Raw genomic sequence first — 23440 nt, 5'->3', positions numbered from 1 at the left:
GAATTAATCAAGGTTATAAATCAACCATAATACCTGGTTGAATATTTTATATCATCATAAAAAAATATCATATTTAACAAATGGAAATACCCTACACCGGTCGCGCCACTATTGACGAAGATTTTGGAGGTATTGAGATAACAATCCCAACCAAGAAAAACTGGTTCATTATTTTATTTTTAAGCTTTTGGCTATGTGGCTGGCTTGCCGGGGAAATTTTTGTGTCAGCAACGGCATTTGGTTTCTGGGGCAGAGGTCCGGCGCCTTTTTTAATTATTTGGCTTTGCGGATGGACTGTAGGCGGTTTTTTTGCTTTAAGAACATTTTGGTGGATGCTTATGGGCAAAGAAGTAATATCTGCGGGGCAAGGAGCCCTTACAATTGATAAAAAGGGAGTCTTTCTTTACAGGCTTAAAACGTATGATCTTCGTGAAACGAAAGACTTTCGCGCACGAGAAGACTATTTTGCCACAGGCCCGTTTGGCTTTGGACGGTCAAACATATTTAACCTGGATAAAAAAGGGACCATAAAATTTGATTATGGTATGCAAACCATCATGTTCGGCGAAGCGCTTGATGAGGCTGAAGCTAATTTTATACTTCAAAAACTACGTGATAAAAAGTTGATCAGTTAAACTTTCTTTTTAAACCATCCTTCACTCTTTCACCACTGCCAGTATCTGGTAAAATTCATATTCCATTATCCTGCCGGGTCAAGTACCGGACCGAATACCAGTACCTTTTCCTCAGCCATCATGCTGCGCCAGTAAGCGGAGTGCTGCTGCATAACAGCTCTTTCATCATCCGTTAGGTCCTGCGCAAAGCTTGGGCGACTGGGGATGAGCTTTACCGCGAAATACCTTTTATCCATAGCTTAAGCTTTACCTAAAGCTAATTTAAATAAATTTAATCATCTATTTATCAGCAACATGCGCCAACTTCACAATATCCTTCACTTCTAAAACAGGTTTATCATAACCAATAAGTACCACATTAATCATCGCCTGACCTAACTCGGCTAGGGTGCTCACAAATTGCGGAAAGAACCTTCTTACAAACGGATAAAGCCACGACATGTACTTGTAATAAGGCAATACATTCTTCAAGCCTTTGGTTGGGTGCATATAGCCTGGTCTGAAATTATAAACGCGCTTAAAAGACAGTTTCATTAAATCGTTCTCGGTTTTACCTTTTACCCTCGCCCACATCGAGCTGCCTTTCTCGGTACTATCCGTGCCACCGCCGGATACATAGCAAAAGGTCATATCCGGGTTTAGTTTACTGAGCGTTTGGGCCACATTAAGAGTGAGGGTATAAGTTAGCTTGTAATATTCCGGTTCTTTTATCCCTACCGATGATACTCCCAAACAAAAGTAACAGGCATTATAACCCGAAAGCTGACCCTCAATAGCCGACAGATCAAAAAAATCAGCATGAATGATCTCCTTTAGTTTAGGATGCACTATACCACTGGGTTTCCGATTAATTATCAGTACTTCCTCTACCTGTGGGTGCAGCAGGCATTCGTGCAATACACCTTCGCCCACCATGCCGGTAGCGCCTGTTATTATGGCTCTTATTTTTGTTTCCATGCTAATTTAATTAATTGTCATGCTGAACTTGTTTCAGCACCTCACATGCTAAGTAACCAGCAAACGTGCATCCTGTTTTATGGGATCCCGAAACAAGTTCGGGATGACAGGAGGTTCTACAAACTAACCCCAGTCCCGTAAGGGAAAAACGTATTTACATTTACCGGCAATTTACCTGTCGGGTTTATACGCCTGATAATAACTTTTACCGCCGCGCGCTGCATATCATCACTATTTTGGTAGCAGGCCATTAATGCCCCTGCTTTTTCAATCCCCGGCAAACCGGCAATGGTGTACGGGTTAGCGAAAACAGTTATAACCGTATTTTTTTTCGCAGCTAGTTGCGTTATAAATAACTTCACCTCATTACTATAGTCCAGTTTGCTTTGCGGGCGCGGGCGGGTATCGTTTATACTGATAAATACCTGCTGGTATTGCTTTAATACGTTATACAAACTATTCAAATCACTAACAGATGCTGTTTTCCCAACCCTGAACAAGGCACAATTCAGGTACCATCTGGAAAGATTTTTCTGAAACTCGGTATACTGTGTTACGCCGATGCTAATAATAGCTGTTTTAAGTATAGGGTTAAGTTGTACCGACGCAGCATTTCCTCTTAACACTGTAACTGACGCGTCACTTAATTGCTGTACCAGTTCCTGCTCACTGGGCCTGTTCAGATCGGCTACAAGATTGGTTAGTGGAGTTGGCTTATAATTGCTTAAGCCTGCCCAGTATTTAGCGGCTAATATCTTTTTAACCCGGGCATCAAACTCATCCTGCGCTATCTGCCCTTTACGTACCGCTTTCCTGATTATTTTTATGGCACGGGCAGAATTCTGCGAAAGCTCAATAATATCATTACCGGCCATAAATGCCCGCAGATCGGCTTCGCCATTAGGGAAATATTTTATAACTCCCTTCATCTCCATTGCATCAGACACTACAAGCCCTTTAAAATCCAGCGAATCTTTCAGTATACCCGTAACAATTTTTCGTGAGAGGGTTGATGGCAAATTCTTTGTATTATCCAAAGCAGGAATATCCATATGCGCTATCATCACACCGCTTATGCCTGCCTTTATAGCTTCCCTAAAGGGATATTCTTCCAATGAATCCAATCGGGCACGGCTAAACGGCAGCGATGGCAGATCAAGGTGCGAATCTACATTGGTATCACCGTGGCCGGGGAAATGCTTTGCAGTTGTTAGCAAGCCCTCGTCCTGCATACCCTTAAGGTAGGCTATGCCTTTTTGCGCTACATTGTATTTGTTATCGCCAAAAGACCGGTAGTTAATCACCGGGTTGTCGGGATTATTGTTGATATCCATGTCCGGACCCAGGTTCATTTGCATGCCCAGGCGTTTAAAATCATAAGCCACCTGTTGCCCCATTTTGTATATCAACGTATTATCCTGTATAGCGCCCAATGTCATCTGGTAAGGGAACGATGTGGTTGAATCCAGTCGCATACCTACACCCCACTCGCCATCCATGGCTATCAGCAGTGGTACGTTGCTCAGCTTTTGATACCTGTTAATCAAATCGGCCTGCCTAACCGGCCCACCCTGGAAGAATACCAGGCCGCCAACCTGCTCATCGCTTATAACTTTGGCAACAGAATCTTCATAAGCCTGTCCCAAATTGGTATGTGCCCGCACAAAAAAGAACTGGGCTATCTTCTGCCTCCGGTTCATCTTTTTAAATACCGAGTCGACCCAATGATTTTGCTTTTTTAGTGATTCTATATAGGTCTCTTTTTGCGCAAATGCATCTACAGCAATAAAATTTAGTAAAAACAGCAGTGTATATATAATGCTTTTCCTGTATCCGGCCATAGTTCAAATGTAGCTAAATTCGGTTTCTATGACATTATTTTTACCATATCCATAAAAAATTAAAACCTTAAATAAACCTTTGTGTTTATTTTTGCTCTATACGTTTATAAAAACTATTTACATTATGAAAAAAATTCTCTTTATGGCTATTTGCCTGTTCGCAGCAGGTTCAGTTAGCGCCCAGCAATATTACTACGGTCCGCGTCATCCGCATCATCAACAAAAGCGCTCCAATGACGACTTTTATACCGTTAAAGTTGGTATAACAGGCGGCTTAAACATAGCCAATACAGTTGATGCTTATGATTCATATAACTCTACCGGTACTATAGCAGGTTTTAATGCCGGGCTTTATTTTGATGTGCCTATTGCTTACCCTGTATCATTCGAGCCTGAAGTGTTATTCTCCCAAAAAGGTTTCTCAGCACAATTAGATGACGGTACTAACTTTACATCGCGCGCCAATTTTATTGATGTGCCATTACTTGCCAAGTTTCATTTAGTTCCGGGATTTAACCTGTTGTTAGGCCCGCAGGTATCGTTTTTAACTTCAACAAATAACACTTACCACGATCCAACAGGTACCACTACCGATAATTATAATTACAATGGTAATAACACCATAGTAGCCGGTGTTTTTGGCGTAAGCTTTGACATTAACCCAGTAGTTGAAATACGTGCACGGTATGCGCTTGATTTGACTGCAAATGGCAATAATAATGGCCCTGATTATCGTAACCAGGTTTTCCAGGTAGGATTGGGATTCAGGATTAAGTAACAAGATTTGAGAACCAGGAGATCAGAAACTTCTGCACATCAGGTTCAAAGTAATATTATAATGTGATACTCTTGAAAAAGGGTATCACATTTTTTCATATATAGCACTAGTGTCGTGTCAATCATAAAATGTCGCTAGTCATGAGCCTAAAGTCTTGAGTCAAAATTCAAAAAGAACGAAATATGGCTTTAGACTTACGACTAAAGACTGTTGACTTGACACTATCTTAATAAGTGTTATAAATATCTGTAATTTGTTTAATTTCAGCCCCAATTCCATGCGGCAATTATTATAATGCCACGTAAACCCCAATAAATGAGAAGCAAAATTACAGGTGGCGAAACTTCATTATTATTTACCAAAACAGTTCTGAATAAGTATGAGGTTAAGTATTACAAATGCAATGAAACCGGCTTTATACAAACCGAGGAGCCTTTTTGGCTGGAAGAAGCATACGCATCTGTAATAACCAAACTGGATATTGGCCTGGCTTCGCGCAATATTTATTTGGCCGATAGGGCAAGCAAGCTTTTAATTAAGAATTTTAAGCATGAAGGCCTTTTTTTAGATTATGCCGGAGGATATGGATTGTTTACCCGTTTAATGCGCGATAAGGGGTTCAACTTTTACAATACCGATAAATATTGCCCCAATTTATTTGCCGAGCATTTTTCGCTTGCCGATCTGCCTGCTGAAACAAACTTTGAGCTAATAACTGCCTTTGAAGTACTTGAGCACCTGCCCGATCCGGTTGAGGAGATAAAAAACATGCTTAAACTTTCGGATAACCTGCTTTTTACCACTGAAATTCAGCCCGAAAAAATTGCTGATTTTAAAGAATGGGCATATTTATCGCTCGAAACCGGGCAGCATATATCATTTTATACCACCAGCTCGCTGGCCTATATAGCCCAGCACTTGGGTTATAATTTTTATAGCGACGGCAAGTTTTTACACATGTTCAGCAAACAGCAATTCAGCCATGATATACTGGTACCTGTACGGGAGAGTTTTTTGCTCAGGAAAGCAAAGAAGTTTGTGAAGAACACGGAGGAGAAAATATATGGCAAAACAAAAGGCCTGTTGATGACCGACTGGCAATATATTAAAGACAAATTAAATAAGTAATCTGCAATTAGCTGATAAACATATAGGTTGCCGCAGTTCTAAGCGCTTGCTTAAACCATCTTTTTACCTTGCGACGCAATAAGTTTTGCCTCCGCTTCCTTTCTTCAATATTAAAGTCGCGGTTTAATATGCACATATCGGCCTGTTTTTCGGGCAATACAAATACAGGGTGTGTTATTTCTGTAATTTCCGTTACCGGCACATTAGCGTTGAGGCTATTTGCCTGAAGGGTATGGGTAGCTGCAGGGCCAAAGCCTATATTTGATATCAAATTATCATTAGGTACAATGGTAAGCCCGTTGTTAAAAAAGTTCACAAAATCAAGCTGGTAACCCCATGAATTTAATTTACCGGCTTTTACCTCTTCAAATATATTTAACCAGCTATCAACTAATAAAGGCTCGCCAAAAATGTTACCTAACTGCTCTTTTACTTCTTCATAATTATAATTATCCAGTTTTTTGTAATCGTCCCAAACTCGTTTCCAGCTTGCCCAGCCCCAAACAAAGGTCATGTTTGAAAAGTAGTAGCTATTGTTACCCCATTTTTTACCGTGCTGAAGATTGCAACCTGTAATATGCCTTATGCGATAATCATCCCGGTATTTATCTAACAGGGTATCACAAAACTTAAAGAAACTGTTTGCCGGCAAACAATCATCCTCTAAAATTATCCCTTCCTCTTCGTTATTAAAAAACCAGGTAACGGCAGACGAAACCCCTTTTTTGCAGCCTGCATTTTGCTTATTAAAAAGTGTTTTTACATCACATGCCCAATCAATCATATCGATAATTGCCCTTGCCTGTTCACATAACAATTTATCTTCAGGAACATCAGCGCGAGGGGCATCAGCAGCAATATATAAGCGGGGGGGCTGTGCTAATTTAATCTGCTCAAATACCTTTAAAGTAGTATCGGGCCGGTTAAATATGACAAATAATACCGCTGATTTTGTTTTATAAGAGGTTACGTCAAAATTTATCATGTTACAGGGGTTTTAGTAGATAACTTGATATTGAACCGAAAGTTCGCAAAAAACGTATCTATTAAAAGTAACAATCTTGATGCACTGATTTAACATAGGTAGACCAGCATTTGTGTAAAGGATCTTTTACATTAGGCTCATTTCCTCACAAAAATCGCCCGGGGAAAACATTAATTAATCAGCATTAAAAGTTTGCATATTGATTAATTTCTTATACAAACCCTCCTCGTTCATCAGCTCCTGGTGATTACCCTGCTGCACTATTTTACCGTTCTCCAGTACGATGATACTATCAGCATTTTGGATTGTGCTGAGGCGGTGCGCGATGATAAGTGAGGTACGGTTTTTCATCAGGTTATTCAAGGCATCCTGCACCAGTTTTTCTGATTCGGTATCCAATGCCGATGTAGCTTCATCCAGCAACATTATTGGTGGGTTTTTTAATACCGCGCGGGCTATACAGATACGCTGGCGCTGGCCACCTGATAGTTTTGCGCCACGGTCGCCAATATTGGTTTGGTAACCTTTTTCTGTTTCAATAATAAAGTTGTGGGCGTTGGCAATTTTGGCCGCGGCAACTACTTGCTCCATGGTTACATCTGTTTTACCGAAAGCTATGTTACCAAAAATAGTATCGTTAAACAATATCGATTCCTGGTTTACAATACCCAGTTGCGCACGTAATGAATCGGTAACCGCCGTTTCAATGTCAACTCCATCAAATAATATCTGCCCTGATTTAGGAACAATAAACCTTGGTATAAGATCTATCAATGTAGACTTGCCCCCCCCCGACGGGCCAACCAATGCTATTGATTTACCCTTGGGAATGGTTATGTTAATATTATCAAGTACGGTTCTTTCACCGTAGGCAAAAGTTACATTCTTAAATTCAATGGCATGTTCAAATTCTGCTAACGGCTTAGCATCAGGCGCATCAAAAATGGTAGGTTTTTCATCAATAAGCTGAAGCACACGTTCACCGGCTGCAATACCCGCGTGTATGTTACCAAATGAATCTGATATAGATTTTGCAGGGCGCATCAGTTGCGAAAAGATACCAATATAAGCGATGAACTGAGCCCCGCTCAAACCATCCGAACGTTTATTCAGGATCAGGTAACCGCCATATAGTACTATGCACGATATCATGGTAACTGCAAGCGTTTCTGATACCGGTGATGCTGCCTGCTGGCGCTTGGCCATGGAGCGCAATATTTTGGTATAACGCTTATTCTCATCGTCGAAACGATTTTTGATATAATCGGCAGCGTTAAATGCTTTTACAATTCTAATCCCCGACAGGGCCTCATCCAGATAGCTGATCATATTGGCATAGGATTGCTGGGCAGCAATTGCCTGTGATTTAAGCCGCTTAACTATTCTTGATATAATTAAACCTGCTACAGGCACTACTAATAGTGACCATAAAGTAAGTTTTACCGAGATCAGGAACAGTGTAACTAAAAAAGCTATTAACTGTATAGGATCTTTAAATATTACCTGCAGGGTTGAGGTAACAGAAAACTGTACTACCTGCACATCTGATGCTACTTTTGAGATAATATTACCTTTACGCTCATTGTTAAAATAGCTTAATTGCAGGTCCATCACATTATTAAAAACGCGGCGGCGCAGATTAAGCAATGTATGTACCCGCAGATTTTCCATTATCCTCGCTGAAAGATAGCGGAACAGGTTGCCCAGTAATATGGTAACAATAAGTACAGAACATACAAAGCGCAAAGCGCCCCACTTACCATAAGTACTTACAAAGTAATACATGTAGTAGTTGAACCAGCCTGTAAGATTGAATGTTGACGGATTACTCACAACTTTATGAGTGATCTGGCTGTTATCAGTTAAAAAAAGCAGGTTAAGTAACGGGATCAGCAATGGGAATACCAGCGTGCTGAACACTACATAAAGTAAAGTAAACAATATATAAGGGATGGCAAACTTTTCAATTGGTTTGGCAAATGATAGCAGCCTAAAATATGTCTTCATTAATTATTAAAATAAAAAGTGTGCAAAGCTAATAGTAATTTAGTAATTACCGTATCATAAAACGCTTAGTAGTAATTTGTATTATAATTGATTGAGCGCCTGTTGTGCCATAAGCCATACCTTATCTAAACTTACAATGCTAATGCATGGGTAAGGCGCATTGGGCATAGTTTCATATATACAGTTCCAGTTGCAGTTGTAACATTCCATTTTTTCGTAGGCACATATTGTTGTTTGCGCCATATGAGCCGGATAAGGCGCAAACCGCCCAAAATGGCCACCGCCCAAAATACAAATAGCCGGGGTTTGCGCGGCAGCAGCTATATGTATGGCACTGGTTTCGTTACTCACTACCAGTGCGGCTGAGCCAATAAGCTCAACCAATTGCGGCAGGGTGGTTTTACCTGTTAAGTTGATCACCTCTCCTTGTGGCAATGCATTGGTTAAATACTCCGCAACGGCAGCCTCTGCCGGTCCGCCAGCAATATAAACCGGCTGGTTGGTTTGCTGTTTTATCAGTTTGATAAGCTCCAGGAATTTCTCAGGCTCCCAGCCCCGCTTGATGATACCCGCGCCGGGGAATATGATTATCCCCTTTCTTTCAGTTTGTTTAGTTTTGATTAACGGCCCATTTATATCCAGCTTCTGCTTCAATACCGCCTCGAAAAAGAATTTACTCCGGTCGAACTCAAAATAAACAGCAGCCGGGAGCAGCAGCCTTTGTGTGTAGAACTTATCGCTTTTGGTTTTATAGCGTTGTTGTATGCTTTCGGTATTGCCTTCGTAGCCTATAATTTGTTTGGCTGCTGTAAGCGCTGCCAGGCCATCGGTAATTAATAAGCGGTTTGATGATGGCTGTAAAACCACTGCATAATTCCTTTTGAACAGTTGCCAGCCTAGTTTAAATGTTTTCAGCGGGGCTTCATACAGGTCATAAATACGGGTAAACATCAGTTCAGTAACAAAAGGCGCATCATAGCTTAATACTATATCGCGCCATAGCGGATTGCCTAAAAGATCGATCTCGTAGTTCTTATACTCATCCGAAAGTTTAACGATCTCAATAAAATTCCTGAACAGGATATAATCACCAATCGCATCGGTTTTTAAAATGAGCAGCCGTTTCTTACCCGATCTGAACTTAGCCAGGAATTTAAATAAGTACGATATTTTAAATATTACAAAACGTGTTAATCTAAATAAGTTCCTGTTTTTTATTTCCATCGGTACAAAGCTAACTAATCATCCCTTTCAGTTTTAACAGGATATTTGTTTTAAGTATTTTAATTGTTCAGAATTAAATAACAGTTTTAAGCGTTTAAAAGTACTTTTGCCTGCTAATAAAGCGTGCTGTGTGTAAAACAGTAAATATAAACGATCGCCCCAATGAGTAAAGAGCATATTTCAACATTACCGGCATACAATACAGCAGTTATTTCAATAATTATTGTTACCTATAATGCCGTTGAACATTTGCAAAACTGCCTCAATAGTATTTACCAACAACAATACCCGGCCATTGAAATTATTGTGATAGATGGCAATAGTACTGATGGCACAGTGAACATATTACAGGAAAATACCAGCCAGATTAAATATTGGTTAAGTGAGCCCGACAACGGGGTTTATGACGCCATGAATAAGGCAATACAGCATATTACAGGTGAATGGGTATATTTTTTGGGTGCCGATGATGAACTGCTGCCTGAATTTTCAACAATGGTTACTGAACTTACCGATAATACAGCAATTTATTATGCGAATGTATTTGCAGAAGGAAGAAAACGGGCCGGATATTTAAATGAGTACAGATTTGCAAAATTTGGCGCCTATCATCAGGCTATGATCTACCCAAAGGCGGTATTTATTAAATATAAATATGATACGCAATACAGGATATCGGCCGATTTTGCATTAACCCTTAAGTTATATGCAGATAAAGATTTTCACTTTATTTATAAAGACTATACCTTAGCCAATTTTAATCATACAGGCATATCAGGCACCCAAATTGATGTTCCTTTCCAAAAAGCTAAAGGGGGAATGATTTTTAAATATTTCGGGTTGACAATATGGCTACGATATAAAATATATAAGTTTAAACACAGGGACGATCCCAGGGCTTAGTTTTATTTACCGCCCGCATTTAAACTTTCAACCAGCGATTCAAAGTGATCCTGCAAAAAAAAGTCGTGACCATTTTCTCCTTCAGGCACCACATTTATAACATCAAAAGCTACCTCTAATATTCGCGGAACTTTTAACGCTTCGGCTATTGAATAGGGAAAGGACTGATTACCGATAAAAAACTTACAGCCAGCAATCATCCGGGCCATCTGCAAAAAATCTTCAACTTCGATCCATTCTATTTTAGGAATGAATTTTTTAATATCATCATACTCGCTTTTTACACCTATAAACTTCAGATTATTGTATTTATTTATAAATGAATAATTAATGGTTTCATTGTGATACCGGCCACTTCTGGCTACTATTATCGTGTCAGAAAAATCAGTATCAGGTGTAACTATCAGCCACTTCTTCCATAAATCCGGACTAAAGCCCGTAATATAGCTGCACCATCGCGCAATATTGCCCGTATTCATGGGTATAAAACCGGCCCGGAAATAATCAAGATCTATATCAATAACCTGATTTGTATATACCGCTGTTGTCCTTATATATTCTTGCGACTGAATTAAGGGAAACAACATATCTGCCATTTTTTGATTCAGCATTACATTACCCAGTGGATGAGCTCTGAAGGCCTGTATTTTTGAAGGCTGGTTTAATTTCAATAACAGGTTTATATGCACACCTGTTGTTTCATATATTTTTTTTATAGTGGGCAAAGCATATATAATGTCACCTGCGTTGCCGCTATGCAATAAGTTTAGTTTGCCTGTAGAATTGATAACAGCATTAATTTTAGCAGTTGTGTTTAATTTTTCACTCCCGATTAAAAAATTTATCTGCTCCGATTCGCCATAATTCGCCAGATCCCACTTGTAAGTTACATAAGCGGCTCTATCCGTATACTTTAACCACAATTTGCTTATTATATTCCTTTTTTTAAACATTCTTTGTAAGATAAATAGCTATTAAAACTACTGCTAATTGTAGTGTTCGTTACTTTAAACACTCATCATACAATGCCAAATATTGATTTGCTGTTTCATGCCAGTCGAATTTCATGGCGTGGGCAATTACTTTTTGTTGCCAGTTTTCAGTTTCAAATGTTTCCATCCCTTTGGTAAAAACCTGTCGCATGGCTTCCGGCTCAAAACTGTTGAAGTAAAAAGCTGCATCGCCGCCAATTTCGGGCAGGGAGGTATGGGTTGATAAAAACACAGGCTTGCCAAAATGCATGGCTTCAATTACAGGCAATCCAAAACCTTCTGCCAATGATGGGAATACAAATGCTGCGCAGTTTTTATAATACCAGGCTTTATCGGCCTCGCTTATAGGTCCGGTTATTTTTACCCGGTCGGCGCAGTCCAGCTTTTCGGCCTCTTCCATTATTTTGCTTTTATAGGGCGTTTCCACACCCGAGATAACCAGCGTATAATCATTACCTATTAGCAGGGCCGGCAAAACGTGAAAGTTCTTTTTGGGCGCTATAAAACCTATGGCAAACAAAAATTTGGCAGGCGGCAAATAATTTGGTTCATGCGCATCATCAACCTGCAGGATATCGGCACCATTATAAATTACCCTTATTTTATCTTTAGCCTCAGGGAAATACTTTAAAATATCACCGGCCACAAAATGAGATATGGCTACTACCCTGTCGCATACATCTATATAGCCCTGCAATTTTCTCAGGTGCTTTTGTATTTTACGCTCCGATTTGCGCTGCTCGTGCACCGGGTTAATGTCATGTATAGTCAGCACTTTTTTCCCTTTAACCTTTTGTGGTTTTAGCCTGCAATACTGGTCGGTAAAATGTACCAATGCAAACCGGCTTGGCTCGGGGAAGAATAATTTATGTAGCTTGGAAAGGAACACCAGGCTCACCTTTTTATTGAATAAGTAGTTTGCCCTTTGGTGTACATAGTAATAAAGCTTATAACGCCCCGCATTTTGTGTCAGCACCGCATCACCCAGACTTTTCCCAAAGGAAAAAAATCCAGAATTGGGGTATTTCATAGAATCAAACGTGAGCAGTATGGATGGTTTTGTCACCATGTTATGAGTTTATATAAATTATTGCTGCGCCATGCGGTATGCATCGCGTTGTAAATATTCGCTTTTTTATTGAAACAACTAATTTCCGGGCAAATATTAAGTTATCTTGTGATAATTTTATTGTTTTGCAGATATAAAATAACCCTGTGAGCGCCATTAGCCATACATTAGCGGCCTTAAACCGCGACAACTTTAAAGCAGTAGCCCGCGCGTTAACTATTGTTGAGAATAGCCTTAGCGGCGCTGATGAATTATTAAAAAGCCTGAGTTTTACTAAAAATACACCTATAATAGGCATAACCGGCCCACCCGGTGCGGGTAAAAGCACTTTAGTTAATGCGCTTATCAGCAATTTACTAAAGGATGGCAACAAAATAGCTGTTCTGGCTATCGATCCCACTTCACCTTTCAATTTTGGTTCCTTATTGGGCGACCGCATCCGGATGTCGGCGCATTTTAATGATCCCGGAGTTTTTATCCGTTCGCTGGCCACACGTGGTTCATTAGGCGGGCTATCAGCCAAAACGATTGAAATGACTGATGTATTGCGCGCTGCAGGCTTTGATTATATATTTATTGAAACGGTGGGCGTTGGACAGTCGGAAGTTGAAATTGCCGGTTTGGCCGATATTACCCTATTGGTTTTAGTACCTGAAAGCGGCGATGAGATACAAAATATCAAGTCGGGCCTGATGGAAATTGCAGATGCCTTTATAGTAAACAAAGCCGACAGGGCAGATGCCGACCTGTTAACCAACAATTTAAAAAAGATTACCGAACAAAAGAGTGATCAGCTGCCTGTTTTTAAAGCGATAGCTTCGCAAGGTGAAGGGATTGATCAGATCATCAGCTTTATTACCACGGCGCAACACCGGCAAAATAGCCGTAAGGAAATGCTGCTGGCCGAAAAGGCTTATCGTATGATCCAGCAAAAACGCATGGCAAACGTAAATAAAAGGGACCTGCAACAGCAAATTGCAAAGGAAGCGAACCAGCCCGGGTTCAACCTGTATAATTTTGTGAACAGGTATTTAGGGTGAATGGTTGATTAGTTTCATTGAGTGAATGATTACAACTAATAACTTAATCAACCACTCACCTAATCAACCTTTAACTAAGCATTCATTATCTCTTCAATCTCATCAGCCTCAAGTGGTATATCAGCCATCAGATCAATATTACCATCTTTGGTGATCAGTATATTATTCTCCAGCCTTATGCCCAAACCCTCCTGCGGAATATAAATCCCCGGCTCACAGGTTAATATATTACCCGCCTCAAAAGGTTTGTACCTGCTGGCAAAATCATGCACATCCAAACCCAAATGATGTGATGTGCCGTGCATAAAGTATTTTTTATAGGCAGGCATTTTAGGATCCTGCTTTGCAACATCGTGTTTATCCAGTAAGCCAAGGCCAATAAGCTCGCCGGTCATTATTTTTCCAACCTCATCATGGTAATCATTCCATACGGCTCCGGCTACAATAAGTTTGGTTGCAGCGCGCATCACTCTTAAAACGGCATCATAAACATCGCGCTGGCGTTTTGTAAAACGGCCATTTACAGGTATGGAGCGACTCATATCGGCATTGTAGTTGGCGTATTCGGCACCAAAGTCAAACAATATCACATCTCCGTCATTACAAACCTGGTTATTATCAATATAATGCAGCACTATAGCATTTTTACCTGATGCTATTATGGGGCTATAGGCATGCCCGGTAGCACGCTGTTTTATAAACTCATGTATTATTTCAGCCTCTATTTCATACTCGGCAACACCGGGTTTCACAAATTTAAGTACGCGTATAAAAGCGTCTCTTGTTATAGCGCAGGCTTTTTTGGTAAGCTCAACCTCTATGTCAGACTTTACAGCCCTCAGTTCACGCATTATAGGTGCCGAACGTTCATAATGATGTAGCGGGTATTTTATACGCAGGTCCTGAAGAAAGCGCAGGTCACGATAGGGCACCTCAAAGCTAAAGCGGTCGTTCTCATTCGCGTTTATATATATGTGCGTTGCATAATTAATAATGCTATGCAATATGGCATCAAATTCACTCAGCCAAAATACACTCTCAATACCCGAAACCCGTTTGGCTTCCTCTTTTGTGTACTTGTGTCCCTCCCAAACTGCAATGTGTTCGTTAGTTTGTCTTAAAAAAAGTACTTCTTTGTATAGTAGATTAGGACAATCAGGAAATAAAATTAAAATACTTTGTTCCTGATCAATACCTGTTAAATAAAAAAAATCCGCATTCTGCTTAAATGTAAAGGTTTGGTCGCCACTCCTTGGAAATTCATCATTTGAGTTGAAAATAGCTATAGAATTTAATTTTATTCGCGAAACGAAATTTTTTCTATTATTTGTAAATAAGAACTCATTTACAGCGGGATATTTCATTATTAATGCGTTTATATATTTTATTTAAACAATTTTTTTAGTTTATTTGTATAAGTATTACAAGTTTTGGAACAAAATTTGGTATTGGTTTCAAACATAATTACTAATTTTGAAAAAAATCACAATTAAAATCGTTTAATCTTAAAACTATGAATTATTCTACATTAAAGAAAACAGTCGCATTGTCAGTTGTTTCCTTGATGGCTCTGGGTGCAGCTAAAGCTCAGACATCAACTGATTCTACCAAGACGGTGTCTTCTGCAACCTCATCTGCCAAGGTATTTGGTGGATTAGGCCAGTACAACCACATTAGCATCGGTATAAACGCCGGTATGTTATCGGGTCAAACTCCTCTTGGTAACAACGTTACTACTCACTTCACTCCTGAATTAGGTTATGGAGTATCAATCAGAGATGCATTCTCTCATTTCTTCAGCTTATCATTAGATTACTTAGGTGGTACAGTTAAAGGTAATAATGATGGATATCAGTACGGACCATCTAAATTTGGCGGTATTGATTACAAAACCAAAACAAACGCTGTTAGCTTAAATGCTATTGTCAATTTCGGTAGCGTTTCTTTCTTACACCGTGCAAATGCAGTTAACTTTTATGGTGATGCTGGTTACGGTTTAGATTTCTACAAACCTAAATTTGATTTAGCTGGTGGTACTGAAGGCGCTTTTGCTAATGTATATAGCAATACTGTTAAAGAAGTTGTTGTACCGGTAGGCGTAGGTGTTAAATTTAAATTATCTGACGCGTTAGCTTTAAACTTTGGTTACAAAGTTAACTTCATCGGTGGTTACAATTTCGCAGGTTACCATTCTTACCCAACTCAAAACCGTTATTCATATAGCTATGGTGGTTTAGAGTATACTTTCGGTTCAAGTGCAAAGAAAAATATCGATTGGGTGAACCCAATTGCTATGATGTATGACGAACTGTATGACGCAGCTTTACGTCAGGAAGTTGAAGCTTTAAAAGGTCGTGTTACCAATGTTGAAACTGCGGTTGCTGATCTTAAGAAAGATTCTGACGGTGACGGTGTTTCTGATCAATTCGACAAATGCCCTAACACACCTGCTGGCAGCGTAGTTGACGGTTCTGGTTGCGTTATCGTATTCCCTAAAGATACTACTAAGAAAGATTCTGTTAAAGCAGCTCCTTATTCTAACATCCAGTTTGAATTTGATAGCTCTGTATTAAGAACTTCTTCTTACCCAGTATTAGATGCTACTTCAGCTGACTTAAGGGCTACTGGTAAAACACTTACAGTTGCTGGTTACGCTTCATCAGAAGGTACTGCTGCTCACAACATGCGTTTATCTAAAGACCGTGCTAACTCAGTAAAAACTTACTTAGTTAACTCAGGTGTTGATGCTAAACACTTAAAAATTAAAGCTTTCGGTGAAACTCACCCAATAGCTGACAACTCAACAGAAGAAGGCCGCGTTGCTAACCGTCGTGTTGAATTCCACCAATAATTATTAGATAAAATAATATATTGAAAAAAGGCCCCGATATCGGGGCCTTTTTTGTTTCCCATATTTTCCAAATGAAAAGCTTTGGTATTCTGCTTTAAGCTTTAGTGTTTCTGCTTATATTTGTACTATGTACTTCTTCAGAAAAAAGGATCCTAACAGGCCCACCAGTTTCAACCTTAAAGTAATGCATGTTATTAATGCTATTGCAATAACTGTGTTCCTGTTGGGTATTATCTGGAAACTGATAGATTGGTTCATACTTAAAAGACATTGATCACCTAAAAATTACTGTGATCTGCTACGCTAAAAAACACTTATTTTAATGAAAACAGTTATCAATACCGTTAACGCCCCTGCGCCAATCGGTCCTTACAGCCAGGCTATTGAAGCCGGCAATTTTATATTTTTTTCAGGCCAGGTTGCCATTAACCCGGTAACCAATGATCTTGTGCTTGATGATATTAAAACCGAAACCACCCAGGTAATGGAAAACATTAAAGCGCTTTTAACAGAGGCCGGTGTTGGCTTCGGCAATATTGTAAAAACTACCATCTTTTTAAAAGACATGCAAACCTTTGCCCAGGTTAATGAAGTGTATGGTTCTTACTTTACCGACAAGTTCCCTGCACGCGAAACTGTGGCTGTTGCCGGTTTGCCTAAGAATGTTAATGTGGAGATATCAGTTACTGCTATTAAAGGTTAATACTTAAATATCCTTATTATTTGAGCCCTTTTCAAACCCCGATCGAGTACTTAAAAGGCATGGGCCTTAGTCGTGCCGATGTTTTGAAAAAGGAGTTGCAGATAGCCACTTTCGAGGATCTTTTACGCCATTTTCCGTATAAGTATATCGACAGGACCCGCTTTTATAAGATCCGGGAGATTGAACCTGAACTGCCCCATGTACAAGTAATAGCGCGCCTAACGCATAAAGAGCTGCTGGGCGAGAAGCATACCAAACGCCTCATCTTCCAGGCGCAGGATGATACCGGGGTGATGGAACTAGCATGGTTCCAGGGTATACGCTGGGTCGAAAAGGCGCTGATCCCGGGCAAGGCGTACATTATATTTGGTAAGCCAACCTTTTTTAACGGCAAGGTGCAGATGGCACATCCCGAGATAGAGCCATATTCAGCAGAAGTACTGCAGAGAAAAGGTAATTTAACGCTGCAGCCCGCCTATAGCTCAACAGAAAAGTTAAAGCCGTTTTCGCTGGATAGCAAGGGCATCCAAAAGCTGGTAGCCACGCTGCTTGAACAATACGCCAAGGACATTCACGAAAACCTGCCCTTATATATCATCAACAGGTTTAAACTGGTATCAAGAGTTGAGGCGTACCGCAATATTCATTTCCCGGAGGATGCCGCCGCGCTTAATGAAGCAAGGCACCGGCTTAAGTTTGAAGAGCTGTTCCTTTTACAGCTTAAACTATTAAAAACCAAGTTACACCGCACCAATAAATTCAAGGGTAATATATTTGGCACGGTAGGTAATTACTTTAATGAGTTCTATCACCATAAATTACCTTTTGAACTAACTAACTCTCAAAAAAAGGTTTTAAAAGAGATACGGCAGGACACGCAGCGCGGCGTTCAGATGAACCGTTTATTGCAGGGCGATGTTGGTAGCGGAAAAACTGTTGTAGCGCTCATGAGCATGCTGATAGCTATTGACAACGGTTTCCAAACCTGTATTATGGCGCCGACTGAGATATTGGCGAATCAGCATTATCAAACTATAAAAAGTTTGGTGGGCGATGATTTTGTTGAGGTGGCCCTGTTAACCGGCTCAACCAAACCTAAAGCCCGAAAGATTTTGCATGAGCGCCTGGAAAGCGGCGACCTTAAAATACTGATAGGCACCCACGCGCTTATTGAGGATAAGGTACAATACAAAAACCTGGGCCTTGTGGTTATTGATGAGCAGCACCGCTTTGGTGTGGAGCAAAGGGCAAGGCTATGGCGAAAGAATAGCATCCCACCACATATCCTGGTGATGACGGCTACTCCCATCCCCCGCACATTAGCTATGACGCTTTATGGCGATCTGGATATTTCTATAATTGATGAATTACCGGCAGGTCGTAAACCTATCGAAACACACCATTTATATGAAAATCAGCGTTTGCGAATGTTCGGCTTTATGAAACAGGAAATTGCCAAAGGACGGCAGATCTATGTGGTATATCCGCTGATACAGGAAAGTGAAAAGCTCGACCTGAAGAACCTCGAGGATGGCGCTGCGGTAATGTCGCATGAATTTCCTGCACCCGATTACAACATCAGCATAGTACACGGCAAACTAAAGCCGCATGAAAAAGATTATGAGATGCAGCGCTTTATTAAGCACGAAACGCAGATAATGGTTGCAACCACGGTAATTGAGGTAGGTGTTAACATACCCAATGCCTCGGTAATGATTATTGAAAATGCGGAGCGCTTTGGCTTATCGCAATTACACCAGCTGCGCGGGCGCGTGGGGCGCGGTGCCGAGCAATCCTATTGTATACTCATGAGCAGCCATAAGTTGAGTGCCGATGGCAGAAAAAGGCTCAGTACCATGGTTAAAACCAACAACGGTTTCGAAATAGCCGAAATAGACCTGGAACTACGCGGCCCAGGTAACATTGAGGGTACCCAGCAAAGTGGTGTGCTCGATCTTAAGATAGCTAACATTGTTACCGACCAGCAACTACTAATACAGATCCGCCAGTGTGTTGAAGGCATTTTTGAGGCCGATCCGCAATTGGCGCTGCCTGAAAACCAGATCCTGCACCACTCCTTACAATCAAAAGACCAAGGCTTAAGCTGGGATAAAATATCCTGATCATACTGCTTTTTACTACACAATATTATATTTGTAATAAACGCATTCGTATGAAATTAAAATTTACCTTACTATTCGCTTTTATTTTCTCAACCGCATTGCTCAAAGCACAGGACTCACTTATGCTGCGCAAAATATATGATGAGGAACTGGTTAATGGCAAATGCTATGCTAATCTGCATTATTTATGTAAGAATATTGGCCCGCGTTTAAGTGGTTCACCAAATGCACAGAAAGCGATTGAATGGGGTAAAAAACTAATGGAAAGCTATGGTTTCGACCGTGTTTTTCTGCAGCCGGTAATGGTGCCTCATTGGGTACGGGGTGATAAAGAGAATGGGGTGATAATTATTGGCAATAACCACATACCTGTTGCCATTGCAGCATTGGGCATGTCGGTAGCTACCCCGGCAAATGGCATTACTGCCGATGTTATTGAGGTGCATAGCTTAAAGGAACTGGATACACTTGGCGTTGCAGCTATAAAAGGTAAAATAGTTTTCTTTAACCGCCCGTTTGATCCTCGCTTTATTGAAACATTGCGAGCCTACGGCACAGCCGGCGACCAGCGTTTTGCAGGCCCGGAAGCGGCAGCAAAATATGGCGCAATAGGCGTAATTGTCCGTTCCCTGACCGAGAGCATCGACAATTATCCGCACACCGGTGCTACATCTTATGATAAAGCGGGCATTAACATTCCGGCGGCAGCCATATCAACTATCGCAGCAAACCAGTTGAGTGAGCTGCTAAAGCAAAAAAATACAGCACCTGTACAATTTTACTTAAAAATGAGTTGTAAGCTCTTGCCTGATACTCTTTCGTACAACGTTGTTGGCGAATTAACCGGGACCGAGAATCCTAACAAATTTATTACTGTTGGCGGTCACCTGGATTCATGGGACCTGGCTGAAGGTGCGCATGATGATGGCACGGGTATCATGCAGTCGGTTGAGGCGGTGCGTTTGCTTAAAGTGCTGGGCTATCAGCCAAAAAATTCCATCAGGGCAGTATTTTTTATCAACGAGGAAAATGGCGACAAAGGCGGTGAAAAATATGCTGAATTAGCGGCCAAAAACAAGGAAGAACATATTGCCGCCATTGAATCGGACCTGGGCGGTTTTACACCCCGTGGATTCGGTTTCAGCGGTGCATCACCCGCATTTGTGCAGAACATCAACCTGAAATGGAAAAAACTTCTTGAACCTTATGGTGCCGATCGACTTACTGCCGGCGGTGGCGGAAGCGACATAGAGCCGCTGAAAGCAAAAGCCCCGGGAGTTGTATTGATAGGTTACCTGCCAGATTCGCAGCGTTACTTTGATGTGCACCATAGTGCCAACGATGTTTTTGAGAATGTAAACAAGCGCGAGCTGGAACTCGGCGCGGCTGCAATTGCCTCTTTAATGTATCTTATAGACCAGCATGGCTTAAATTAATATGGGTGTAACTCAAACCTTACCGTAATTTTACATAAAAAACCGCCGCATAATCTTAAATTTGCGGCACATCACAAAAAACATTAAGTGCCAGACGAAGGACATAGTCAACCCCAAAAAAAAGATTCTTTTGCAGCATTGCGATTCAAAGATTTCCGCGCCTACATCGGGATGCGGTTTTTCTTCACCTTTGCTTATCAAATGCAAACCGTTGTTATCGGTTTTTACATTTATCAGTTAACTCATAGTACCTTTAAGCTCGGCATGCTTGGCCTTTGCGAAGCTATACCCGCGGTTGGTATTGCCCTATATGGCGGATATATAGCCGATAAATCCGAAAAGCGAAAAATGCTGTTGCTTATTTACACAGGCGTATTTTTATCGTCGCTGGTAATGGGCACAGTTACATTAACCAGCATGCGCCCATACATCCACGCCGACTGGATTGTGCCTATAATTTATGTAATGATATTTTGTAACGGCGTTGCCCGCGCGTTTTATGGCCCGGCAACATTTACCGTTTACGCGCATAGCATACCCAAGGAGCTTTACCCTAACGGCAGTACCTGGAGCAGCTCAAGCTGGCAGATAGCATCTATATTGGGGCCTGCCACCGGTGGTTTAATATATGGCTTTGCCAATAAATTTATACCTGGCGTAAGCGGCATAACAGCCACTTTCGCTGTTATACTCTTCCTGATATTGGTATCATTAGTATTGGTATACTTCCTGAAAAAATATCCGCCTGTTTTTAAACCGAAGGAAAACATCTGGAAGAGCCTTGCAGAAGGTATACACTTTGTTTTTAAAAACAAGATGATGCTCGGCGCGATGAGCCTAGACCTATTCTCCGTATTTTTTGGCGGCGTAGTGGCATTGCTGCCGGTATTTGCCAATGAAATATTAAAAGTGGGGCCCGAAGGCTTAGGAATTATGCGCGCGGTAGGCTCTGCCGGGGCAGTTATTACTATGCTGGCCATGTCGCGTTTTTCTCCTATGGGTAAACCATGGCGCAACCTGCTGATAGCAGTTACAGGCTTCGGCGCATCAATAATTTGTTTCGGTTTGTCGAGAAATTTCTACCTGTCGCTGTTTTTCCTCTTTACCGAGGGTGCATTTGATAGCGTAAGTGTGATCATCCGCGGCACCATTATGCAGCTATTAACACCTGATGAGATGCGCGGCCGTGTATCAGCAGTAAACTCCATGTTCATCGGTTCATCCAATGAGCTTGGCGACTTTGAATCGGGCACAGCAGCAAGTATATTAGGAACAGTACCCGCTGTACTTTTTGGCGGCTGCGTTACCTTAACGGTAGTAACGGTTACTTACTTAAAAACAAAGAATCTGATACCGCTATCATTAGAAGATATTAACAGGAGAGATACGGCGATTTAAACTACATGCATTAAGGCAAAATAGGGTATCATACCGGCATTCGAGCCATTATGATGCCCTATTCTATGTAATAGTAAATTATTTCAATTTACTCAAAGCTTCCTTAATCCTCGGGATCATTTGCTGAATATCCTGCAAGGTACTTGCACCTACTGATGCCCTGAACCAGTTTACATCCTCACCTGTGCCGAATGCGGAGAATGGCACAAAGGCCACCTTAGCTTCTTTTATCAGGTAAAAGTTGATATCTGCTGATGTTTTTAGCACGGTTCCATCAGGTGTGGTTTTGCCGGCATAATCAACTTTAATAGTTAGGTAGATGGCACCCATTGGTTCGATAGAATCAACACTGAAGCCTTCAGCTTTTAATTGCTGGAAACCTTCGTGCAGGGTGTTTAAGCTGGCCTGGATGTTTGCTTTTATCTGGGTAAGGTAATTGTTAACATAAGTATCGTTGGTCAGGAATTTAGCCATAGCCACCTGCTCCGCCTTTGGCGACCATGCACCCATGTGGCCAACAATGGCTTTCATATTATCAATCACATTTGCCGGACCGAAGCCCCAGCCTACACGCACGCCTGTTGCTGCAAAGCATTTTGATGCGCCATCAATAAATATGGTGTAATCTTTTAATTCGGGGCGCAAGGTAACCGGGTCGTAATGTTTGTGCACCCCGAAGGTTAGTTGCGAGTAGATCTGATCGTATAATAGATATAATGGTTTTTCGCCTGCTGCACGTGTTTTATTTTCGGCGATTACCAGGTCGCAGATCTCTTCCAAATCCTTTTTGTTGAACATGGTGCCCGTTGGGTTCAAAGGTGAGCACAATGCCAGTAAAGCAGCGCCTTTAATATGCGGGCGGATCTCATCTGCCGTAGGCATAAAATTGTTTTCGGCACGGGTTTCAATCATTATAGCATTGGCGCTGGTTAGGTCGCTGTAATGGTTGTTATTCCACGATGGTGTTGGGAAAACAACGGTATCACCGGGATCGACAACTGCTAAAAATGTAGAATAGATCAATGGCCTTGAACCGCCTGAGATCAGGATCTGGTTAGGGGCATAATCCAAGGCATACCTGCTTTTCAGGAATGCCGACACGCTCTCGCGCAGGTTAAGCATACCATCAGCCGGCGGGTAGTTGGTTTGATTATCGTTATAAGCTTCAACTATGCCTTGCTTTAGCTCGGTAGGAATAGGATATATGTTCGAATCGAAATCGCCGATGGTTAAGTTGGCAATGTTTTGTCCTTGTCGTTTAAGTTCGTTTATTTCACCGGCTATTTTAATGATTTCGGAGCCGCGCAGATTTTTAGCTAATACGGAAACACTCATTGTATAAATTTTATATATAATGCAAAAGTGCAGAT

Annotated in this window: 21 protein-coding genes; 11 read left to right on the top strand and 10 right to left on the bottom strand. The window is 41.1% G+C overall.

Annotated features, from left to right (window positions below; genetic code table 11):
* Positions 1-80 precede the first annotated feature (80 nt).
* Entirely contained in the window at positions 81-635 is a 555-nt protein-coding gene (locus tag BLU33_RS01290) for a hypothetical protein (protein WP_091368001.1), read from the top strand.
* 65 nt (positions 636-700) lie between these two features.
* Here the strand turns inward: BLU33_RS01290 and BLU33_RS24975 are convergent, their stop codons facing one another.
* From BLU33_RS24975 to BLU33_RS01280, 3 genes are all read right to left on the bottom strand, one after another.
* The gene (locus BLU33_RS24975; protein WP_157682014.1) at positions 701-871 is read right to left on the bottom strand and encodes a hypothetical protein; all 171 of its coding nucleotides are present in this window, start codon (positions 869-871) and stop codon (positions 701-703) included.
* A 43-nt stretch (positions 872-914) separates the two neighbouring features.
* Positions 915-1592 (bottom strand): NAD-dependent epimerase/dehydratase family protein, encoded by a 678-nt coding sequence (locus BLU33_RS01285; RefSeq protein WP_091367998.1) that lies wholly within the window; start codon positions 1590-1592, stop codon positions 915-917.
* 116 nt (positions 1593-1708) lie between these two features.
* Positions 1709-3433, bottom strand: coding sequence for a glycoside hydrolase family 3 protein (locus BLU33_RS01280; RefSeq protein WP_091367994.1), 1725 nt, complete (start codon positions 3431-3433; stop codon positions 1709-1711).
* A 124-nt stretch (positions 3434-3557) separates the two neighbouring features.
* Between BLU33_RS01280 and BLU33_RS01275 the strand changes: the two genes are divergently transcribed.
* The gene (locus tag BLU33_RS01275; RefSeq protein WP_091367991.1) at positions 3558-4211 is read left to right on the top strand and encodes a porin family protein; all 654 of its coding nucleotides are present in this window, start codon (positions 3558-3560) and stop codon (positions 4209-4211) included.
* Between the two features lie 315 nt (positions 4212-4526).
* Entirely contained in the window at positions 4527-5339 is an 813-nt protein-coding gene (locus BLU33_RS01270) for a class I SAM-dependent methyltransferase (RefSeq protein ID WP_091367988.1), read from the top strand.
* A 7-nt stretch (positions 5340-5346) separates the two neighbouring features.
* On the opposite strand, the gene BLU33_RS01265 is transcribed toward BLU33_RS01270, so the two are convergent.
* The 3 genes from BLU33_RS01265 to BLU33_RS01255 form a co-directional block, all read right to left on the bottom strand.
* A complete protein-coding gene (locus BLU33_RS01265; RefSeq protein ID WP_091367984.1) occupies positions 5347-6324 on the bottom strand; it encodes a nucleotide-diphospho-sugar transferase in 978 nt (325 codons plus the stop codon).
* A 174-nt stretch (positions 6325-6498) separates the two neighbouring features.
* The gene (locus tag BLU33_RS01260) at positions 6499-8331 is read right to left on the bottom strand and encodes an ABC transporter ATP-binding protein (protein WP_091367980.1); all 1833 of its coding nucleotides are present in this window, start codon (positions 8329-8331) and stop codon (positions 6499-6501) included.
* 81 nt (positions 8332-8412) lie between these two features.
* Positions 8413-9555 carry a glycosyltransferase family 9 protein gene (locus BLU33_RS01255; RefSeq protein WP_091367976.1) on the bottom strand — a complete coding sequence of 381 codons (1143 nt, stop codon included), beginning with the start codon at positions 9553-9555 and terminating at the stop codon, positions 8413-8415.
* A gap of 162 nt (positions 9556-9717) precedes the next feature.
* On the opposite strand from BLU33_RS01255, the gene BLU33_RS01250 reads away from it, so the two are divergent.
* Positions 9718-10458 (top strand): glycosyltransferase family 2 protein, encoded by a 741-nt coding sequence (locus BLU33_RS01250; RefSeq protein WP_091367973.1) that lies wholly within the window; start codon positions 9718-9720, stop codon positions 10456-10458.
* A 2-nt stretch (positions 10459-10460) separates the two neighbouring features.
* On the opposite strand, the gene BLU33_RS01245 is transcribed toward BLU33_RS01250, so the two are convergent.
* Positions 10461-11411 (bottom strand): hypothetical protein, encoded by a 951-nt coding sequence (locus BLU33_RS01245; RefSeq protein ID WP_091367969.1) that lies wholly within the window; start codon positions 11409-11411, stop codon positions 10461-10463.
* A gap of 49 nt (positions 11412-11460) precedes the next feature.
* Positions 11461-12519, bottom strand: coding sequence for a glycosyltransferase family 4 protein (locus BLU33_RS01240; protein ID WP_091367967.1), 1059 nt, complete (start codon positions 12517-12519; stop codon positions 11461-11463).
* 146 nt (positions 12520-12665) lie between these two features.
* Here BLU33_RS01240 and meaB point away from each other — a divergent pair, with 146 nt between their 5' ends.
* Complete coding sequence (meaB, locus tag BLU33_RS01235) at positions 12666-13559, top strand: methylmalonyl Co-A mutase-associated GTPase MeaB (protein WP_232009367.1); 894 nt, start codon at positions 12666-12668, stop codon at positions 13557-13559.
* 74 nt (positions 13560-13633) lie between these two features.
* Here the strand turns inward: meaB and BLU33_RS01230 are convergent, their stop codons facing one another.
* Positions 13634-14923 carry an aminopeptidase P family protein gene (locus BLU33_RS01230; RefSeq protein WP_091367964.1) on the bottom strand — a complete coding sequence of 430 codons (1290 nt, stop codon included), beginning with the start codon at positions 14921-14923 and terminating at the stop codon, positions 13634-13636.
* A gap of 149 nt (positions 14924-15072) precedes the next feature.
* Between BLU33_RS01230 and BLU33_RS01225 the strand changes: the two genes are divergently transcribed.
* The 6 genes from BLU33_RS01225 to BLU33_RS01205 all read left to right on the top strand — a co-directional run bounded on the left by BLU33_RS01225 (position 15073) and on the right by BLU33_RS01205 (position 22070).
* Positions 15073-16410: an OmpA family protein gene (locus tag BLU33_RS01225; RefSeq protein WP_091367961.1), complete on the top strand. Its 1338-nt coding sequence runs from the start codon at positions 15073-15075 to the stop codon at positions 16408-16410.
* Between the two features lie 127 nt (positions 16411-16537).
* The gene (locus BLU33_RS25265) at positions 16538-16684 is read left to right on the top strand and encodes a DUF6728 family protein (RefSeq protein ID WP_172829198.1); all 147 of its coding nucleotides are present in this window, start codon (positions 16538-16540) and stop codon (positions 16682-16684) included.
* Positions 16685-16732: 48 nt separating this feature from the next.
* Entirely contained in the window at positions 16733-17113 is a 381-nt protein-coding gene (locus tag BLU33_RS01220) for a RidA family protein (RefSeq protein WP_091367957.1), read from the top strand.
* Between the two features lie 59 nt (positions 17114-17172).
* Complete coding sequence (recG, locus tag BLU33_RS01215; RefSeq protein WP_232009460.1) at positions 17173-19236, top strand: ATP-dependent DNA helicase RecG; 2064 nt, start codon at positions 17173-17175, stop codon at positions 19234-19236.
* Between the two features lie 50 nt (positions 19237-19286).
* Entirely contained in the window at positions 19287-20672 is a 1386-nt protein-coding gene (locus BLU33_RS01210) for a M20/M25/M40 family metallo-hydrolase (RefSeq protein WP_091367953.1), read from the top strand.
* A gap of 87 nt (positions 20673-20759) precedes the next feature.
* Positions 20760-22070, top strand: a complete 1311-nt coding sequence (locus BLU33_RS01205) for an MFS transporter (protein ID WP_232009366.1) — start codon at positions 20760-20762, stop codon at positions 22068-22070.
* Between the two features lie 78 nt (positions 22071-22148).
* Here the strand turns inward: BLU33_RS01205 and BLU33_RS01200 are convergent, their stop codons facing one another.
* Entirely contained in the window at positions 22149-23405 is a 1257-nt protein-coding gene (locus BLU33_RS01200; protein ID WP_091367949.1) for a pyridoxal phosphate-dependent aminotransferase, read from the bottom strand.
* Positions 23406-23440: the final 35 nt, after the last annotated feature.

Source organism: Mucilaginibacter mallensis (assembly GCF_900105165.1).
GTDB classification, from domain to species: Bacteria; Bacteroidota; Bacteroidia; order Sphingobacteriales; family Sphingobacteriaceae; genus Mucilaginibacter; species Mucilaginibacter mallensis.
The sequence above is the reverse complement of the archived record's forward strand: the minus strand, read 5'-3'. Positions and strand labels throughout refer to the sequence as shown.

What these genes read in the sequence shown, in the direction of transcription:
- BLU33_RS01225 (WP_091367961.1), top strand. Translation starts at nt 15,073, where the DNA reads ATGAATTATTCTACATTAAAGAAAACAGTCGCATTGTCAGTTGTTTCC.
- recG (WP_232009460.1), top strand. Translation starts at nt 17,173, where the DNA reads ATGGGCCTTAGTCGTGCCGATGTTTTGAAAAAGGAGTTGCAGATAGCC.
- BLU33_RS01220 (WP_091367957.1), top strand. Translation starts at nt 16,733, where the DNA reads ATGAAAACAGTTATCAATACCGTTAACGCCCCTGCGCCAATCGGTCCT.
- BLU33_RS01275 (WP_091367991.1), top strand. Translation starts at nt 3,558, where the DNA reads ATGAAAAAAATTCTCTTTATGGCTATTTGCCTGTTCGCAGCAGGTTCA.
- BLU33_RS01280 (WP_091367994.1), bottom strand. Translation starts at nt 3,433, where the DNA reads ATGGCCGGATACAGGAAAAGCATTATATATACACTGCTGTTTTTACTA.
- BLU33_RS01230 (WP_091367964.1), bottom strand. Translation starts at nt 14,923, where the DNA reads ATGAAATATCCCGCTGTAAATGAGTTCTTATTTACAAATAATAGAAAA.
- BLU33_RS01285 (WP_091367998.1), bottom strand. Translation starts at nt 1,592, where the DNA reads ATGGAAACAAAAATAAGAGCCATAATAACAGGCGCTACCGGCATGGTG.
- BLU33_RS01200 (WP_091367949.1), bottom strand. Translation starts at nt 23,405, where the DNA reads ATGAGTGTTTCCGTATTAGCTAAAAATCTGCGCGGCTCCGAAATCATT.
- BLU33_RS01260 (WP_091367980.1), bottom strand. Translation starts at nt 8,331, where the DNA reads ATGAAGACATATTTTAGGCTGCTATCATTTGCCAAACCAATTGAAAAG.
- BLU33_RS01290 (WP_091368001.1), top strand. Translation starts at nt 81, where the DNA reads ATGGAAATACCCTACACCGGTCGCGCCACTATTGACGAAGATTTTGGA.
- BLU33_RS24975 (WP_157682014.1), bottom strand. Translation starts at nt 871, where the DNA reads ATGGATAAAAGGTATTTCGCGGTAAAGCTCATCCCCAGTCGCCCAAGC.
- BLU33_RS01250 (WP_091367973.1), top strand. Translation starts at nt 9,718, where the DNA reads ATGAGTAAAGAGCATATTTCAACATTACCGGCATACAATACAGCAGTT.
- BLU33_RS01265 (WP_091367984.1), bottom strand. Translation starts at nt 6,324, where the DNA reads ATGATAAATTTTGACGTAACCTCTTATAAAACAAAATCAGCGGTATTA.
- BLU33_RS01270 (WP_091367988.1), top strand. Translation starts at nt 4,527, where the DNA reads ATGAGAAGCAAAATTACAGGTGGCGAAACTTCATTATTATTTACCAAA.
- BLU33_RS01245 (WP_091367969.1), bottom strand. Translation starts at nt 11,411, where the DNA reads ATGTTTAAAAAAAGGAATATAATAAGCAAATTGTGGTTAAAGTATACG.
- BLU33_RS25265 (WP_172829198.1), top strand. Translation starts at nt 16,538, where the DNA reads ATGTACTTCTTCAGAAAAAAGGATCCTAACAGGCCCACCAGTTTCAAC.
- BLU33_RS01255 (WP_091367976.1), bottom strand. Translation starts at nt 9,555, where the DNA reads ATGGAAATAAAAAACAGGAACTTATTTAGATTAACACGTTTTGTAATA.
- BLU33_RS01240 (WP_091367967.1), bottom strand. Translation starts at nt 12,519, where the DNA reads ATGGTGACAAAACCATCCATACTGCTCACGTTTGATTCTATGAAATAC.
- BLU33_RS01210 (WP_091367953.1), top strand. Translation starts at nt 19,287, where the DNA reads ATGAAATTAAAATTTACCTTACTATTCGCTTTTATTTTCTCAACCGCA.